Source organism: Serratia sp. PF-27 (genome assembly GCF_030053255.1).
Lineage (GTDB): Bacteria > Pseudomonadota > Gammaproteobacteria > Enterobacterales > Enterobacteriaceae > Serratia > Serratia bockelmannii.
On the sequence record NZ_JASGBT010000022.1, the window covers coordinates 376,278 to 390,401 of the forward strand.

General features: G+C 58.8%; 17 protein-coding genes. 10 read left to right on the forward strand and 7 right to left on the reverse strand.

Annotated features, from left to right (window positions below; translation table 11 throughout):
• Window positions 1-31: 31 nt before the first annotated feature.
• Window positions 32-394, forward strand: coding sequence for a protein YacL (yacL, locus tag QMZ29_RS21215; protein ID WP_004937507.1), 363 nt, complete (start codon window positions 32-34; stop codon window positions 392-394).
• A 32-nt stretch (window positions 395-426) separates the two neighbouring features.
• Here the strand turns inward: yacL and speD are convergent, their stop codons facing one another.
• From speD to QMZ29_RS21230, 3 genes are all read right to left on the reverse strand, one after another.
• Complete coding sequence (gene speD / locus QMZ29_RS21220) at window positions 427-1,221, reverse strand: adenosylmethionine decarboxylase (RefSeq protein ID WP_004937510.1); 795 nt, start codon at window positions 1,219-1,221, stop codon at window positions 427-429.
• Between the two features lie 27 nt (window positions 1,222-1,248).
• Window positions 1,249-2,112, reverse strand: coding sequence for a polyamine aminopropyltransferase (speE, locus tag QMZ29_RS21225; protein ID WP_261425159.1), 864 nt, complete (start codon window positions 2,110-2,112; stop codon window positions 1,249-1,251).
• 125 nt (window positions 2,113-2,237) lie between these two features.
• Entirely contained in the window at window positions 2,238-2,585 is a 348-nt protein-coding gene (locus tag QMZ29_RS21230) for a YacC family pilotin-like protein (RefSeq protein WP_004937515.1), read from the reverse strand.
• 217 nt (window positions 2,586-2,802) lie between these two features.
• Here QMZ29_RS21230 and cueO point away from each other — a divergent pair, with 217 nt between their 5' ends.
• From cueO to hpt, 4 genes are all read left to right on the forward strand, one after another.
• Complete coding sequence (gene cueO / locus QMZ29_RS21235) at window positions 2,803-4,446, forward strand: multicopper oxidase CueO (RefSeq protein ID WP_025304229.1); 1,644 nt, start codon at window positions 2,803-2,805, stop codon at window positions 4,444-4,446.
• A gap of 105 nt (window positions 4,447-4,551) precedes the next feature.
• Window positions 4,552-4,743 (forward strand): type II toxin-antitoxin system RelB family antitoxin, encoded by a 192-nt coding sequence (gene relB, locus QMZ29_RS21240; protein WP_049208400.1) that lies wholly within the window; start codon window positions 4,552-4,554, stop codon window positions 4,741-4,743.
• 5 nt (window positions 4,744-4,748) lie between these two features.
• The gene (locus QMZ29_RS21245) at window positions 4,749-5,024 is read left to right on the forward strand and encodes a type II toxin-antitoxin system RelE/ParE family toxin (RefSeq protein ID WP_049208401.1); all 276 of its coding nucleotides are present in this window, start codon (window positions 4,749-4,751) and stop codon (window positions 5,022-5,024) included.
• Window positions 5,025-5,114: 90 nt separating this feature from the next.
• Entirely contained in the window at window positions 5,115-5,651 is a 537-nt protein-coding gene (gene hpt / locus QMZ29_RS21250) for a hypoxanthine phosphoribosyltransferase (RefSeq protein WP_072269872.1), read from the forward strand.
• Window positions 5,652-5,689: 38 nt separating this feature from the next.
• Here hpt and can read toward each other — a convergent pair whose 3' ends face one another.
• Entirely contained in the window at window positions 5,690-6,346 is a 657-nt protein-coding gene (gene can, locus QMZ29_RS21255) for a carbonate dehydratase (protein ID WP_016930066.1), read from the reverse strand.
• Window positions 6,347-6,556: 210 nt separating this feature from the next.
• On the opposite strand from can, the gene QMZ29_RS21260 reads away from it, so the two are divergent.
• The 3 genes from QMZ29_RS21260 to QMZ29_RS21270 all read left to right on the forward strand — a co-directional run bounded on the left by QMZ29_RS21260 (window position 6,557) and on the right by QMZ29_RS21270 (window position 9,705).
• On the forward strand, window positions 6,557-7,480 hold the full coding sequence (locus tag QMZ29_RS21260; protein ID WP_015379030.1) for an ABC transporter ATP-binding protein: 924 nt from the start codon (window positions 6,557-6,559) through the stop codon (window positions 7,478-7,480).
• Complete coding sequence (locus tag QMZ29_RS21265) at window positions 7,477-8,247, forward strand: ABC transporter permease (RefSeq protein ID WP_004937535.1); 771 nt, start codon at window positions 7,477-7,479, stop codon at window positions 8,245-8,247. Before QMZ29_RS21260 ends, QMZ29_RS21265 begins: the two co-directional genes overlap by 4 nt.
• 177 nt (window positions 8,248-8,424) lie before the next feature.
• Window positions 8,425-9,705, forward strand: coding sequence for a polysaccharide deacetylase family protein (locus QMZ29_RS21270; protein ID WP_049208402.1), 1,281 nt, complete (start codon window positions 8,425-8,427; stop codon window positions 9,703-9,705).
• A 34-nt stretch (window positions 9,706-9,739) separates the two neighbouring features.
• On the opposite strand, the gene panD is transcribed toward QMZ29_RS21270, so the two are convergent.
• The 3 genes from panD to panB form a co-directional block, all read right to left on the reverse strand.
• On the reverse strand, window positions 9,740-10,120 hold the full coding sequence (panD, locus tag QMZ29_RS21275; protein ID WP_004937544.1) for an aspartate 1-decarboxylase: 381 nt from the start codon (window positions 10,118-10,120) through the stop codon (window positions 9,740-9,742).
• Between the two features lie 145 nt (window positions 10,121-10,265).
• A complete protein-coding gene (gene panC / locus QMZ29_RS21280; protein WP_049296228.1) occupies window positions 10,266-11,120 on the reverse strand; it encodes a pantoate--beta-alanine ligase in 855 nt (284 codons plus the stop codon).
• A 23-nt stretch (window positions 11,121-11,143) separates the two neighbouring features.
• Window positions 11,144-11,938, reverse strand: coding sequence for a 3-methyl-2-oxobutanoate hydroxymethyltransferase (panB, locus tag QMZ29_RS21285; RefSeq protein WP_004937548.1), 795 nt, complete (start codon window positions 11,936-11,938; stop codon window positions 11,144-11,146).
• A 166-nt stretch (window positions 11,939-12,104) separates the two neighbouring features.
• Between panB and qseB the strand changes: the two genes are divergently transcribed.
• A complete protein-coding gene (gene qseB / locus QMZ29_RS21290) occupies window positions 12,105-12,767 on the forward strand; it encodes a quorum sensing response regulator transcription factor QseB (protein ID WP_004937550.1) in 663 nt (220 codons plus the stop codon).
• Window positions 12,764-14,122: a quorum sensing histidine kinase QseC gene (gene qseC / locus QMZ29_RS21295; RefSeq protein WP_261127565.1), complete on the forward strand. Its 1,359-nt coding sequence runs from the start codon at window positions 12,764-12,766 to the stop codon at window positions 14,120-14,122. The genes qseB and qseC overlap by 4 nt, the downstream gene beginning before the upstream one ends.
• Window positions 14,123-14,124: the final 2 nt, after the last annotated feature.

Below are 14,124 nucleotides of genomic sequence, written 5' to 3' on the forward strand. Positions count from 1 at the left end.
CACTAAGAAAAAGGGCTCAGGAGGGCATGCTATGGATTACGAATTTCTGCGTGACGTCACCGGTCAGGTGATCGTCAGATTTTCGATGGGGCATGAAGCGATTGGCCACTGGATCAACGAAGAAGTTAAAGGCGATTTCAACCTGCTGGACCGGATTGAAGCCGGTGCGGCCGAGGTCAAAGGCAGCGAGCGTCAATGGCAGCTGGAAGGCCATGAATATACGCTGCTGATGGATGGTGAAGAAGTGATGATCCGCGCCAATCAGCTGGAGTTTGAGGGCGATGAAATGGAAGAGGGGATGAACTACTACGACGAAGAAAGCCTCTCATTCTGCGGCGTTGAGGACTTCCTGCTGGTGTTGAAGGCCTATCGTTCTTTCATGCTGAAGTACTAAGCATCAGGGCGCGGCGTGCCGCGCCCTTTCCATCACAGATGCGGAATATTGCGGCCGTAATAGATTTCCTGCATCTCTTTCCATAACAGATCGGTGATCTGCTTGCGTTCGGCTGCGCTCAACGCCTCCGGCTCCGCGTTAAACAGGTAGTGCTTCAGATCGAAATCTTTCAGCAACATCTTGGTATGGAAGATATTTTCCTGGTAAACGTTCACGTCCATCATGTGGTACAGCGCCTTGATGTCTTCCGACATAAAGTTCTGGATCGAATTAATCTCATGATCGATGTAATGTTTCACGCCGTTCACGTCGCGGGTAAAACCGCGCACGCGATAGTCCATGGTGACGATGTCGGATTCCAGCTGGTGAATTAAGTAGTTCAGCGCCTTGAGGGGCGAAATGACGCCGCAGGTCGAGACCTCGATATCGGCGCGAAAGGTGCATAGCCCGCCTTCCGGATGGCTTTCCGGGTAGGTATGTACGCAGATATGGCTTTTGTCCAGATGCGCGACGACCGTATTCGGCAACGGGCCTGGGTGTTCCGACGTATCGACGTCTTTCGGATCGATGGGCTCTTCGCTGACCAGGATGGTGACGCTGGCGCCCTGCGGCTCGTAGTCCTGACGCGCGATGTTCAGAATATTGGCGCCGATGATCGAGCAGGTCTCGCTCAGGATCTCGGTCAGCCGGTTGGCGTTATATTGTTCGTCTATGTAGGCGATATAGCCGTCGCGATCGTCCGCGGTTTTGGCATAACAAATATCGTAAATACAAAAACTCAGGCTCTTGGTCAGGTTGTTGAAGCCGTGCAGTTTTAGCTTATGCAATTTAGGCCACCTCCTTTATCTTCTCGCTTAACGTGTTACGTTCAGGGCATTGAGCAAATATTGCGGCAGGGCAAAGCTGCCGACGTGAATTGCCGGGTTGTAATAACGGCAGTGTAGGCCGCTTTGGTTAAAGCGCTGTTGCAGGGTAGGCAGATCGCGCTGGCGCAGTGCCGGGTTCTGGCTCGCCCAGGCAAAGGTCATGATGCCGCCGTAATAGGTCGGGATCGCCGCCTGATAGAAGCTGACGTCGCTAAAGTAGCGGCTCAGTTTGGCGTGGCTGTTGATTGCCTCGTCCTGTTGCAGGAAGCAGACGCCGTTCTGCGCAACGAAAATGCCGCCCTCATTCAGGCAGCGGGCGCAGCCTTCATAAAACGCTGAGGTGAACAGGCTTTCGCCGGGGCCGATCGGATCGGTGCAGTCGGAGATGATCACATCGAACGTTTCGTCGGTTTGATTCACGAAGTTGACGCCGTCGTCGATCACCAACTTGAAGCGCGGATCGTCATAGGCGCCGGCGCTGTGGTTGGGCAGGTATTGGCGGCAGAACTCGACGACACCGGCGTCGATCTCGACCATGGTGATCTGCTCCACGCCAGGATGCCGGCTGACTTCGCGCAGCATGCCGCCGTCGCCGCCGCCGATGATCAGCACTTTCTTCGCCTGGCCATGCGCTAGCAGCGGCACGTGGGTCAGCATTTCGTGATAGATGAACTCGTCACGCTCGGTGGTTTGCACCACGCCGTCGAGCGCCATCACGCGCCCCAGGACCGGGTTCTCGAAGATCACCAGATCCTGATGATCGGTCTTCTCGCGGTACAGCACCTTCTCTACCGAGAAATACTGGCCGAAGCCCGTATGCAGCGTTTCGTACCAAATTTCTTTCTGGGTCATGTGCGGGAAACTCCGTAATAACAGCCATGAAAAATCGGCGCAACATCATAGCTAACTCTGTCTGGCGATGCACGGTTGAATTTCAGACAGAGAGAGCGAAAGGCGGGTGGGGGAGAAGGGCGGAATTAGTTGGCGTAGGCCAGCAGGCTCAAAGAGTCGCGCGCCAGCGATTTGCACTTCTTAGGCGTTGGAATGGCGATGCCGCTGAGATCGCGATAGCTGTCTTCGCCCAGCGCCTTCATGTTAAAGCTGTTGTAGTTGCTCAAATCCCAGCGGTTTTGTTGCGCGAAATAGACAATGGCGCGTTTGATTTGCGCATTTGGCAAATCGTTGTAGCCGCAATCATTTTTCAAATAAATAAATACCGCCGTCAGATCGGCCAGATCTTCCGCCTCGGATTCATTCAGCGCCAGACTGGCGTTGGAGAAGCCCAGCATCGCCAGCAACAGCATCGATAACGTTGTTTTTTTCATCATGAAATAGGCCTGTTTGTCGTCTGCTGACGTTACCACACTTGCCTGTAAAGGCACCAAATTTTATTGCTGCCGGGCCGGCGTCGCGCGTGCCGGTCATACTCTCTTGATTGTGAGGCATAGCTTAAAATACCGCCAGGAAAGGCTTGACCTTCCGCCTGGGGGAAGGTTTAGGCTGACGGCATTGAGTTATGTCACTGAGAAAAGGGAGTCAGCGATGTTACGCCGTGATTTTATTAAATTAACCGCTGCGCTGGGCGCGGCGAGCGCATTGCCGTTATGGAGCCGGGCCGCTTGGGCGGCCGATCGGCCGGCCTTGCCGGTACCGCCGCTGTTGATGCCGGACGCGCAGGGAAAGATTGCGCTGGCGCTGCAGGCGGGTGAAACCCGCTGGTTGCCCGGTGCCGCCACCAAAACCTGGGGATTCAACGGCGCGCTGCTCGGGCCGGCGGTGAAGCTGCAGCGTGGCCAGCCGGTGACGGTCGATATCAAAAATAGCCTGGCGGAGGCCAGTACCGTCCACTGGCACGGGCTGGAAATTCCCGGCGACGTCGATGGCGGCCCGCAGGCGCTGATCCACCCCGGCGCGACGCGCACGGTGAATTTCACCGTCGAACAACCGGCCGCTACCTGCTGGTTCCACCCGCACACGCACGGTAAAACCGGCAGCCAGGTGATGATGGGGCTGGCGGGGTTGGTGCTGCTGGAAGACGATGAAAGCGCCAAACTGCCGCTGCCGAAAACCTGGGGGCAGGATGATATTCCGGTGATCCTGCAGGATAAGCGGCTGGGCAAAGACGCGCAGATCGAATACCGCCTGGACGTGATGAGCGCGGCGGTAGGCTGGTTTGGCGATCGCATGTTCACCAACGGCGCGCAGTATCCGCAACATCTGGCGCCGCGCGGCTGGCTGCGTCTGCGTTTTCTCAACGGTTGCAACGCCCGCTCGTTGAATCTGGCGGCCAGTGACAACCGTCCGCTGTATGTTATCGCCAGCGACGGCGGTTTCCTGGCTGAGCCTGTGAAGCTGACCGAGCTGCCGATGCTGATGGGCGAACGCTTTGAAGTGCTGGTGGATGCCTCCGACGGGAAAGCGTTCGATATCGTGACGCTGCCGGTGAAACAGATGGGCATGACGCTGGCTCCGTTCGATCAGCCGCTGCCGGTGTTGCGCATTCAGCCGTCGTTGGCACAGGGTATCAAAACCATGCCGGACAGCCTGGTGAAGCTGCCGACATTGCCTGCCACCACTGGTATCCAGGAGCGTTGGCTGCAGCTGATGATGGATCCGCAGCTGGATATGCTCGGCATGCAGGCGCTGATGGATCGTTATGGTCACCAGGCGATGGCTGGCATGAGCATGAATCATGGCGCGACGGGTGCTGGAGACATGAAAGGCATGGAGAAGGGCGGCATGCAGGGCATGGACCACGGCAACATGAAGGGCATGGATCATGGCAAGATGGCCGGGATGGATCACGGCGGCGCGCAGAGCAAAGCCAAACCGTTCGATTTCAGCCACGGCAACATGATCAACGGCAAGGCCTTCGACATGAACAAACCGATGTTTGCCGCCAAACGGGGCCAGTATGAAAAATGGACCATTTCCGGTGAGGGCGACATGATGCTGCACCCGTTCCACATTCACGGCACCCAGTTCCGTATCCTTTCGGAAAACGGCAAACCGCCGGCGGCGCATCGCAGCGGCTGGAAGGACACGGTGCGCGTCGAAGGTTGGCGCAGCGAAGTGCTGGTGCGTTTCGATCATCCGGCAAGCAGCGAACATGCGTATATGGCCCACTGCCACCTGTTGGAGCATGAAGATACCGGCATGATGATGGGCTTTACCGTCGACGACTGATCGCGGTTCATCGCTCAGGTGGCGGTGCGCTCGCGTCGCCACCGCTTGGTTCAATGAAAGGAAGCCGTTATACTGATTAAAATATCAGCTGTTGAGGAGCGCGTCATGCCGACAAAATTGGATCCCATCGTCTCTGAGTTTGAGACTCAAGAACAGGCTGATAGCTACGATCGTTGGTTCAGAAGCACCGTGGAATCTTCCGTCAATAGCGACACCCCCCGTATCCCCCATGATGAAGTCATGGCTGGTGCTCGTCACATTATCGAGCAGGCGAAAGCCAAAAGAAAATCGGCCTGACCCTTATGTTAACCGTTAAATGGACTGACGAAGCAAAAACGGGTTTATATACGCTGCTGGCTTTTATCGCTGAGCGAAATCCACTTGCCGCTGAGGCTTTGTTGCAACGTATCGAAGAGTCGGTTATCCCGTTAGCGGAACATCCTTATCTATTCCGGCCTGGCAGGGTGAACGGGACTCGTGAAATGGTTGTTCATCCTAATTACATTGTGGTTTACCGCGTGCTGGCTGCACATATTGAAATAGTGAGTGTCCTGCACGCTCGTCAGGAATACCCTTAATAAAGAAAACTCCCCTGTCCGGGAGAGAGGCAAGTCGTAACGGCCTATGCTAAACTCTGCGCCTTTCTTCCGGCAACTGACCTGAATACTATGAAACACACTGTAGACGTAATGATTTCCGAGCAGGAAGTTAAGACCCGTATCGCCGAACTTGGCCACCAGATCACCGAACATTACCGCGACAGCGGCAGCGACATGGTACTGGTCGGGCTGCTGCGCGGCTCCTTCATGTTCATGGCCGATCTCTGCCGCGCGATCGACGTGCCGCACGAAGTCGACTTTATGACCGCCTCCAGCTACGGCAGCGGTATGTCCACCACCCGCGACGTGAAGATCCTCAAGGATCTAGACGAAGACATTCGCGGCAAAGACGTGCTGATCGTGGAAGACATCATCGATTCCGGCAACACGCTGAACAAAGTGCGCGAGATTTTGGCGCTGCGCGGGCCGAAATCGCTGGCGATTTGCACCTTGCTGGACAAACCTGAGCGCCGTGAAGTGCAGGTGCCGGTCGAATATGTCGGCTTCTCGATCCCGGATGAGTTCGTGGTGGGGTATGGCATCGACTACGCTCAGCGCTACCGTCACCTGCCGTACGTCGGCAAAGTGGTGCTGCTGGACGAGTAATTGGATGTGGGGCGCGGCAAGCCGCGCCCGCGGCGGGGTTATACGCCTTTATCCTGCTTCAGTTTGGCTATCGCTTTGCGGTAGCCCATCTCCAGGCTCTCGCGGCTGGTCGCCAGCACTTCCATATCGCGCAGACGGCCGTCCTGAATGCCGTACACCCAACCGTGAATCATCACCTTCTGGCCGCGCTTCCAGGCGGACTGCATGATGGTGGAGTGGCCCAGGTTGTACACTTGCTCAATGACGTTGATCTCGCACAGCATGTCGAAACGCTGTTCCGGCGGCAGCTCGCCCAGCAGCGAGCTGTGCTTGTACCACAGATCGCGAATGTGCAGCAGCCAGTTGTCGATCAACCCCAGCTCCGGGTTTTCCACCGCCGCCTGCACGCCGCCGCAGCCCAGGTGGCCGCAGATGATGATGTGTTCGACTTCCAGCACATCTACCGCATACTGCACCACCGACAGGCAGTTAAGATCGGTATGGATAACGAGGTTCGCCACGTTGCGATGGACGAACAGTTCACCCGGCTCGAGGCCGGTCAGGCGTTCTGCGGGAACGCGGCTATCAGAGCAACCAATCCATAAGAAGCGGGGCTTTTGCGCCTGGGCTAAACGTTCAAAAAATTCCGGGTCTTCCTGACTGATATTGGCCGACCAGGCCTGGTTGTTGGCGATAAGCTCTTCGATTTCTTTCATGAAGGTGATTGACCCGTAACGGACAGATTGCGTTGGAGTAATATAGGGTAAGCGTCACAATTTGGAAATCGGAACAGTGGTGCAACCTCATTTACCGCACGGATTCGACGCAGTGAAAACGCCGTCGATGCTAGGATTATCGTTAGTGTTTCAAGCCTCGCAAACAGGGGCGCGGCGGCATACTCATCGTTATAAGGTACTATTTTACATATGAATTATGCACTGGAATTAGCGCAGCTGACCAAGACTTACGCCGGTGGCGTCAAGGCGCTGCGCGGCATCGACCTGAGCGTCGAAGCGGGGGACTTTTATGCCCTGCTGGGGCCAAACGGCGCCGGAAAGTCCACCACCATCGGCATCATCAGCTCGCTGGTGAACAAAACCGCCGGCAGCGTGCGGGTATTCGGTTATGACATCGATAAAGACATCGTCAACGCCAAGCGCCAGCTCGGCCTGGTGCCGCAGGAGTTCAACTTCAACCCGTTCGAGACCGTGTTGCAGATCGTGGTGAACCAGGCGGGTTACTACGGCGTTACGCGGCGTGAAGCGATGGCGCGCGCCGAGAAATACCTCAATCAGCTGGATCTGTGGGGCAAGCGCAACGAGCGCGCCCGTATGCTGTCCGGCGGCATGAAGCGCCGCCTGATGATCGCCCGCGCGTTGATGCACCAACCGAAGCTGCTGATCCTCGATGAACCGACCGCCGGGGTGGATATCGAACTGCGTCGCTCGATGTGGGGCTTCCTGAAAGAGCTGAACGCCCAGGGCACCACCATTATCCTCACCACCCACTATCTGGAAGAGGCGGAAATGCTGTGCCGCAACATCGGCATCATCCAGAACGGGGAACTGGTGGAAAACACCTCGATGAAGGGGCTGCTGGCCAAGCTGAAGTCGGAAACCTTCATCCTCGATCTGGCGGCGAAGAGCCCGCTGCCGAAGCTGGATGGTTACCACAGCCGCCTGACGGATACCTCGACGCTGGAAGTGGAGGTGATGCGCGAGCAGGGGCTGAACGGCCTGTTCGCCCAGCTGAGCGCGCAGGGCGTGCAGGTGCTGAGCATGCGCAATAAGGCGAACCGCCTGGAAGAGCTGTTTGTCACCCTGGTTAACGGCAATGGAGAAAAAGCATGACGCGTTTGTATTGGGTGGCCTTACAAAGCATCTGGGCCAAAGAGGTAAACCGCTTCGCGCGCATCTGGATCCAGACCCTGGTGCCGCCGGTGATCACCATGACGCTGTACTTCATCATCTTCGGTAACCTGATCGGTTCGCGTATCGGTGATATGCACGGCTTCAGCTACATGCAGTTCATCGTGCCCGGCCTTATCATGATGGCGGTCATTACCAACTCCTATGCCAACGTCGCCTCGTCGTTCTTCAGCGCCAAGTTTCAGCGCAACATTGAGGAACTGCTGGTGGCGCCGGTGCCGACCCACGTGGTGATCGCCGGCTATGTCGGCGGCGGCGTGGCCCGCGGTATCTGCGTCGGCGTGCTGGTGACCATCATCTCGCTGTTCTTCGTGCCGCTGCAGGTACATGCCTGGTGGGTGATTGCGCTGACGCTGCTGCTGACGGCGATCCTGTTCTCGCTGGCGGGGCTGATCAATGCGGTGTTCGCCACCACTTTCGACGACATCAGCCTGATCCCGACCTTCGTGCTGACGCCGCTGACTTACCTGGGCGGGGTGTTCTACTCGCTGTCGCTGCTGCCGCCATTCTGGCAGGCGGTGTCCAAGCTGAACCCCATCGTTTATATGATCAGCGGCTTCCGCTACGGTTTCCTCGGCATCAACGATGTGCCGCTGGCGTTCACCATGGCGGTGCTGGTGGCGTTTATCGCGGTGTTTTACCTGCTGTCCTGGTACCTGATCGAGCGCGGCCGCGGCCTGCGCAGCTGATCGTATCGCGCCCTCGCTTTCCCGGCGGGGGCGCTTTTCTTGATTTGGCGCAGGCGGCGCGTAAATCAATAGAATTGCTCAAATAACCGCTAGTTCCCCGCTGTTCAAATCGTGCTATGCTGGCGCTCCACATTTCCTTCACTTTTGTCATTACGCACTCGTAAGCAGAACATCATCATGCGGTCTCAATACACGTTAACGGCTGGGTTACTCGGCATTCTGATGTCGTTGGTTTCCCCTGTGAGCCTGGCTAATCTGCTGTCGGAAGACGGCGCGGTTAAATCTGAATACATGGAAGCGCAGCGCGATAGCGAAGTCTATGCGTTGGTGGGCGAGCATGTGATCCCGGTAGGGGAAGTGAAGCGCGGGCAGCTGATCCAAGTCTTCCCGGCGGATGCGGAATACTACGAATTCAAATTCGGGCACGGTACCGGCTTTATCGATAAAGACGACGTGCGTGAATTGAAGAAGTCGCGCAAGGTGCAAGACGATTTGGGCGAGCTGAACAAACCGCTGACCAACCAGAATCTGATCACGCAAAAAACGATAGACGTATACACCGCAGCGGACAAGGACAGCGAGGTCTTGGGCACGCTGGAAGGCAACCTGCGCTATCCCATCATCGGCAAGCTGAAAGATCGCCTGAACAACACCTGGTACGAGGTCAACATCGGCGAGCGGCTGGGGTTCATTAATGAGTTGGACTGCGAGATCGATAACGGCATACCGGTACTGACTTACCACCACCTGCTGAAAAACGAAGAGAACAAACGCTTCCGCCACACCTCGACCACCACCTCAGACGTGGCGTTCAGCAACCAAATGACCTATCTGAAGCAGGCGGGCTACGACACCATTTCGCTGTATCAGCTGGAAGCCTACCTGAAAAATCAGATCAACCTGCCGGGCAAGGCGATCGTGCTGACCTTCGACGACGGGCTGAAGTCGGTTTATCGCTACGCTTACCCGGTGCTGAAGGATTACGGTTTCCGCGCCACGGCGTTCATCATCTCTTCGCGCATCAAACGCCACCCGCAGAAATGGAACCCGGACTCGCTGCAGTTTATGAGCGTTTCGGAGCTCAAGCAGATTCAGGACGTGTTCGACGTGCAGTCGCATACCCATTTTCTGCACCGCACCGACGGCAACCGCCAGCCGATTTTGCTGAGCCGTTCGTTGCACAATATCGAGTTCGATTTTGAGCGCTCGCGCCGCGCGCTGTCGCAGTTCAATCCGCACGTGCTGTATCTGTCTTATCCGTTCGGCGGCTATAACCAACGGGCGATTCAGGCGGCGCAGGACGCCGGGTTCCATCTGGCGGTGACCACGGTGCAGGGCAAGGTGAAGCCGGGGGATAACCCCTATACGCTGAAGCGGCTGTATATTCTGCGCACCGACTCGATCCAGACCATGGCGGATCGGATAGCCAACAAGCCGGGTACGGTGGTGGTGCAGTAGGGAAGAACGGGCGCGTAAGGCGCCCGTTTTATTGTCAGGCGACCTGAACCGGCACGGCTTTCGCCTTGCGCTGCAGGTTGTTGTCACCTTCGAAATAGGCGACTTTCGGGTGGTGCTGGCGGGCGTCGGCGTCGGTCATTTGCACATAGGAGCAGATGATCAGTTTGTCGCCCACGCAGGCGCAGCGCGCGGCGGCGCCGTTGACCGAAATGATGCGCGAACCGCGCTCGGCGGCGATGGCGTAGGTGGAGAAGCGCTGGCCGTTATCCACGTTGTAAATATCGATCGCTTCATATTCCAGAATGCCGGCGGCCTCCAGGAAATCCTGGTCGATGGCGCAGGACCCTTCATAGTGCAAGTCAGCCTGAGTGACTTTGACGCGATGCAGCTTGCCTTGCAGCATAGTACGTATCATAGCTTTACCTAACTGAATATCGGCCTTCACAGGCGCTGGGGTTGAACATCTCTCCTGCATCCCTGCAATCTCTATCGTCACCGATTGCCCCGCCATTGTCTACCAATGGCCTGGGTTTCAGGGTGACGATAGTATAAAAAACGGCTTACAGCGTCAGGTCGACCTGCTGGTTGTCGATAAGACGCGCCTTGCCCAGCCAGGCGGCCATCAGCACCACCGCCCGCTGGCTATCTACCGTCAGCGGCTGCAGGCTGTCGGCGTCGCGAATAAACAGCTCATCCGGCGTAAAGCCGGCGGCGCGCAGTTGCTCGGCGGTCTGCTCCAGCAGCGTTTCAACATGGCGTTCGCCATTGGCCAACTGCTGCGCCAGCGCGTTCATGATCTTGCTCAGTTGCGGCGCTATCTTGCGCTCTTCGGCGGTCAGGTAGCCATTGCGCGAACTGAGGGCCAGGCCGTCTTTGGCGCGCACGGTCGGCACGCCGACGATATCGATGTCGTAACCCATGTCCGCCACCATTTTGCGGATCAGCGCCAGCTGTTGGTAATCCTTCTCGCCGAAGCAGGCCAAATCAGGCTGTACCAGGTTGAACAGCTTGCTGACGATGGTGGAAACGCCACGGAAGTGGCCCGGCCGGCTTGCGCCTTCCAGGATGCTGGAGATGCCGGGCACGTCGACGTAGGTCTGCTGCTCCAGCCCCTGCGGATAGACCGCGGCCGGGGCCGGGGCAAACACCAGATCGACGCCGCGGCGGGTCAGCTTCTCGCTGTCTTCCTGGAGCGTGCGCGGGTAGCGCGCCAGATCGTCCGGCCGATCGAACTGCATCGGGTTGACGAAGATGCTCACCACCACCACGTCGGCGCGGGCGCGCGCTTCATCGACCAGCGTCATGTGGCCGTCGTGCAGGTTGCCCATGGTCGGCACCAGCGCGATGCGTTTGCCTTCCTGGCGCCAGCGGCGGATCTGCTGACGCAGCATCGGCAGGGTTTCGATAATAATCATTGGGTGACTCCTGGAACCATCGCTTAGTTAAAAGAGTGTTCAGCCGCCGGGTAGAGGCCTTGCTCCACTTCCTGAATGTAGTGCTGCACCGCCGTGCGGATATCGCCGCTCTGCGCCAGGAAGTTCTTGGCGAACTTCGGCGTGTGGCCGCCGGTGATGCCGAAGGCGTCGTGCATCACCAAGATCTGGCCGTCGGTGCCGTTGCCGGCACCGATGCCGATGACCGGAATGGACAACGCTTCGGTGATCTGGCGCGCCAGCTCGGTCGGCACGCATTCCAGCACCAGCAGCTGAATGCCGGCCAGTTCCAGATTCTGCGCGTCCTGCAGCAGCTGTTTGGCGGCCAGTTCGTCGCGCCCTTGCACCTTATAGCCACCGAACACGTTGACCGACTGCGGCGTCAGGCCCAGGTGGCCGCACACCGGCACGGCGCGCTCGGCGAGCATTTTCACCGTGTCGCACAGCCAGCTGCCACCTTCCAGTTTCACCATGTTGGCGCCGGCGCGCATCAGCTCGGCGGCGTTGGCGAAGGTCTGTTCCGGGGTGGCGTAACTCATGAACGGCAGATCGGCCAGCAGCAGGCAGGCCGGCGCGCCGCGGCGCACGGCGCGCGTGTGGTAGGCCACGTCGGCGACGGTGACCGGCAGCGTGGAGTCGTGGCCCTGCAGCGTCATGCCCAGCGAATCGCCCACCAACAGGACTTTGATGCCTTGCTCTTCAAACAGTTTGGCAAAGCTGGCATCGTAGGCGGTAAGGGTAGCAAACTTGCGCTGCTCCTGTTTCCACTGGCGCAAATGGGTCACGGTGGTGGGTTTCATCACAACGTCTCCTGAAACGGGCCGTGCGGCTTACGCAGGCCCAGGCTGCAAAAAAGTGCAGCCATTCTACTGTAACCCGATCGGGGTGGGTAGCGCGGATCGCCATGCTTAAGCGGTTCTTAAGAACCTTGTGGTGCAATGGCGCCAAGACTCAAAAGGGATACTCATGCGAATTCTGTTGATCGAAGATGACAAACTGATCGGTGACGGCATCAAGGCCGGGCTGACCAAACTCGGCTTCAATCTGGACTGGTTCACCGACGGCGCCGTCGGCAAAAATGCGCTGGACAGTGCGCCGTACGACGCGGTGATCCTCGATCTCAGCCTGCCGGGCCTCGACGGCCTGGATCTGCTGCGCCAGTGGCGCCAGGCGGGGCAGGACGTGCCGGTCCTGATCCTCACCGCCCGCGATGCGCTGGAGCAGCGGGTTAGCGGGCTGCAAAGCGGTGCCGACGATTACCTGTGCAAGCCGTTCGCGCTGGCCGAAGTGGCGGCGCGCCTGCAGGCGCTGATCCGCCGTCGCCACGGCCAACTGATGCCACAGCTGACGCACGGCAACGTGGTGTTCGACAGCGCCACCCGCAGCGTGAGCTGCAACGGCGAGCCGGTGACGCTGACGCCGCGCGAATTGGCGGTACTGGAGCTGTTTCTGCACAACAAGGGGCGGGTGCTGGCGCGGCCGTTGATCCAGGAGAAGCTGTACAACTGGGATGACGAGGTGAGCAGCAACGCGGTGGAGGTACATATTCACCACCTGCGGCGCAAGCTGGGCAACGGCTTCATCCGTACCATCCACGGCGTGGGTTACACGCTGGGGGATGCGCCGTGAAGCGTCTCAGCCTGCGGCTGCGCCTGATCCTGATCTTCAGCCTGCTGGCGCTGCTGACCTGGAGCACCGCCAGCGTGGTGGCCTGGGTGATGTCGCGCAACACCATCAACGAAGTGTTCGATACCCAACAGATGCTGTTCGCCAAACGGCTGGCGACCGCCAACCTCGGCGATCTGCTGGCCGATGAAAGTGCGCGCAGCCTGCCGAAAACCAAGAAGCTGGTGCATCATGGCAAGCGCGGCGAGCAGGACGACGACGCGCTGGCGTTCGCCATCTTCGATCGCGACGGCAAGATGCTGCTCAACGACGGTGAGAACGGCGCTGATTTCCTGTTTGACGGGGAGCGTGAAGGTTTTACCGACGGTGAGCGCAAAGGCGATGATGACAGCTGGCGCCTGGTATGGTTGACCAGCCCCGACGGGCGCTATCGCATTGTCGTGGGGCAGGAGTGGGATTACCGGCGCGATATGGCGCTGGGCATGGTGACAGGCCAATTGGTGCCCTGGCTGGCGACGCTGCCAGTGCTGATGCTGCTGATCGCGCTGATGGTTGGGCGCGAGCTGCGGCCGCTGCGTGCGGTGGCCGCCGGTTTGCGTCGGCGTGCACCCGATGACGCCACGCCGCTGGATGCGCGCCAGGTGCCGACCGAGGTGCGCCCGCTGGTGGATGCGCTCAATGCGCTGTTCTCTCGCATCAACGCTTTGCTGGTGCGAGAGCGACGCTTCACCTCCGATGCCGCGCACGAATTGCGCAGCCCATTGGCGGCATTGCGGGTGCAGACCGAAGTGGTGCAGTTGGCGGGGGATGATGCGCCGATGCGCGAGCACGCGCTGGACAATCTGACGGTCGGCATCGATCGCGCGACCCGGCTGGTGGATCAACTGCTGACGCTGTCGCGGCTGGATTCGCTGTCGGATCTGGCCGAGCTGGCGCCTATCGACTGGAACGATCTGGTGACGATGACCCTGGCGGAACAGGATCGGCAAGCCCATGCGGCGGGTGTGACGCTGCGCTATGAACATCGGGGAACGCCACCGCCGCGTCAGGGGGAAACCTTGCTGTTGTCGCTGCTATTGCGCAACTTGCTGGACAACGCGGTGCGCTATACCCCGCAGGGCGGCGTCGTCACCGTGACGCTGAGCGAACGTTCGCTGACGGTAGAGGATGACGGCCCGGGGGTGACCGCGGAGCATCTGGCGCGGCTGGGAGAACGTTTCTATCGCCCGCCGGGACAGGAACAAACCGGCAGCGGGCTGGGGTTATCGATCGTGCAGCGTATTGCCGGCTTGCATGGTTTACAGATCAGTTTCGCCAATCGCTCGGCGGGGGGATTCGTTGCGCGGTTGGCACTGTAGGT

Excerpts from the sequence above, each read along its gene's own strand:
- yacL (WP_004937507.1), top strand. The coding sequence starts at position 32 with ATGGATTACGAATTTCTGCGTGACGTCACCGGTCAGGTGATCGTCAGA.
- speE (WP_261425159.1), bottom strand. The coding sequence starts at position 2,112 with ATGACCCAGAAAGAAATTTGGTACGAAACGCTGCATACGGGCTTCGGC.
- QMZ29_RS21230 (WP_004937515.1), bottom strand. The coding sequence starts at position 2,585 with ATGAAAAAAACAACGTTATCGATGCTGTTGCTGGCGATGCTGGGCTTC.
- cueO (WP_025304229.1), top strand. The coding sequence starts at position 2,803 with ATGTTACGCCGTGATTTTATTAAATTAACCGCTGCGCTGGGCGCGGCG.
- relB (WP_049208400.1), top strand. The coding sequence starts at position 4,552 with ATGCCGACAAAATTGGATCCCATCGTCTCTGAGTTTGAGACTCAAGAA.
- QMZ29_RS21245 (WP_049208401.1), top strand. The coding sequence starts at position 4,749 with ATGTTAACCGTTAAATGGACTGACGAAGCAAAAACGGGTTTATATACG.
- hpt (WP_072269872.1), top strand. The coding sequence starts at position 5,115 with ATGAAACACACTGTAGACGTAATGATTTCCGAGCAGGAAGTTAAGACC.
- can (WP_016930066.1), bottom strand. The coding sequence starts at position 6,346 with ATGAAAGAAATCGAAGAGCTTATCGCCAACAACCAGGCCTGGTCGGCC.
- QMZ29_RS21260 (WP_015379030.1), top strand. The coding sequence starts at position 6,557 with ATGAATTATGCACTGGAATTAGCGCAGCTGACCAAGACTTACGCCGGT.
- QMZ29_RS21265 (WP_004937535.1), top strand. The coding sequence starts at position 7,477 with ATGACGCGTTTGTATTGGGTGGCCTTACAAAGCATCTGGGCCAAAGAG.
- QMZ29_RS21270 (WP_049208402.1), top strand. The coding sequence starts at position 8,425 with ATGCGGTCTCAATACACGTTAACGGCTGGGTTACTCGGCATTCTGATG.
- panD (WP_004937544.1), bottom strand. The coding sequence starts at position 10,120 with ATGATACGTACTATGCTGCAAGGCAAGCTGCATCGCGTCAAAGTCACT.
- panC (WP_049296228.1), bottom strand. The coding sequence starts at position 11,120 with ATGATTATTATCGAAACCCTGCCGATGCTGCGTCAGCAGATCCGCCGC.
- panB (WP_004937548.1), bottom strand. The coding sequence starts at position 11,938 with ATGAAACCCACCACCGTGACCCATTTGCGCCAGTGGAAACAGGAGCAG.
- qseB (WP_004937550.1), top strand. The coding sequence starts at position 12,105 with ATGCGAATTCTGTTGATCGAAGATGACAAACTGATCGGTGACGGCATC.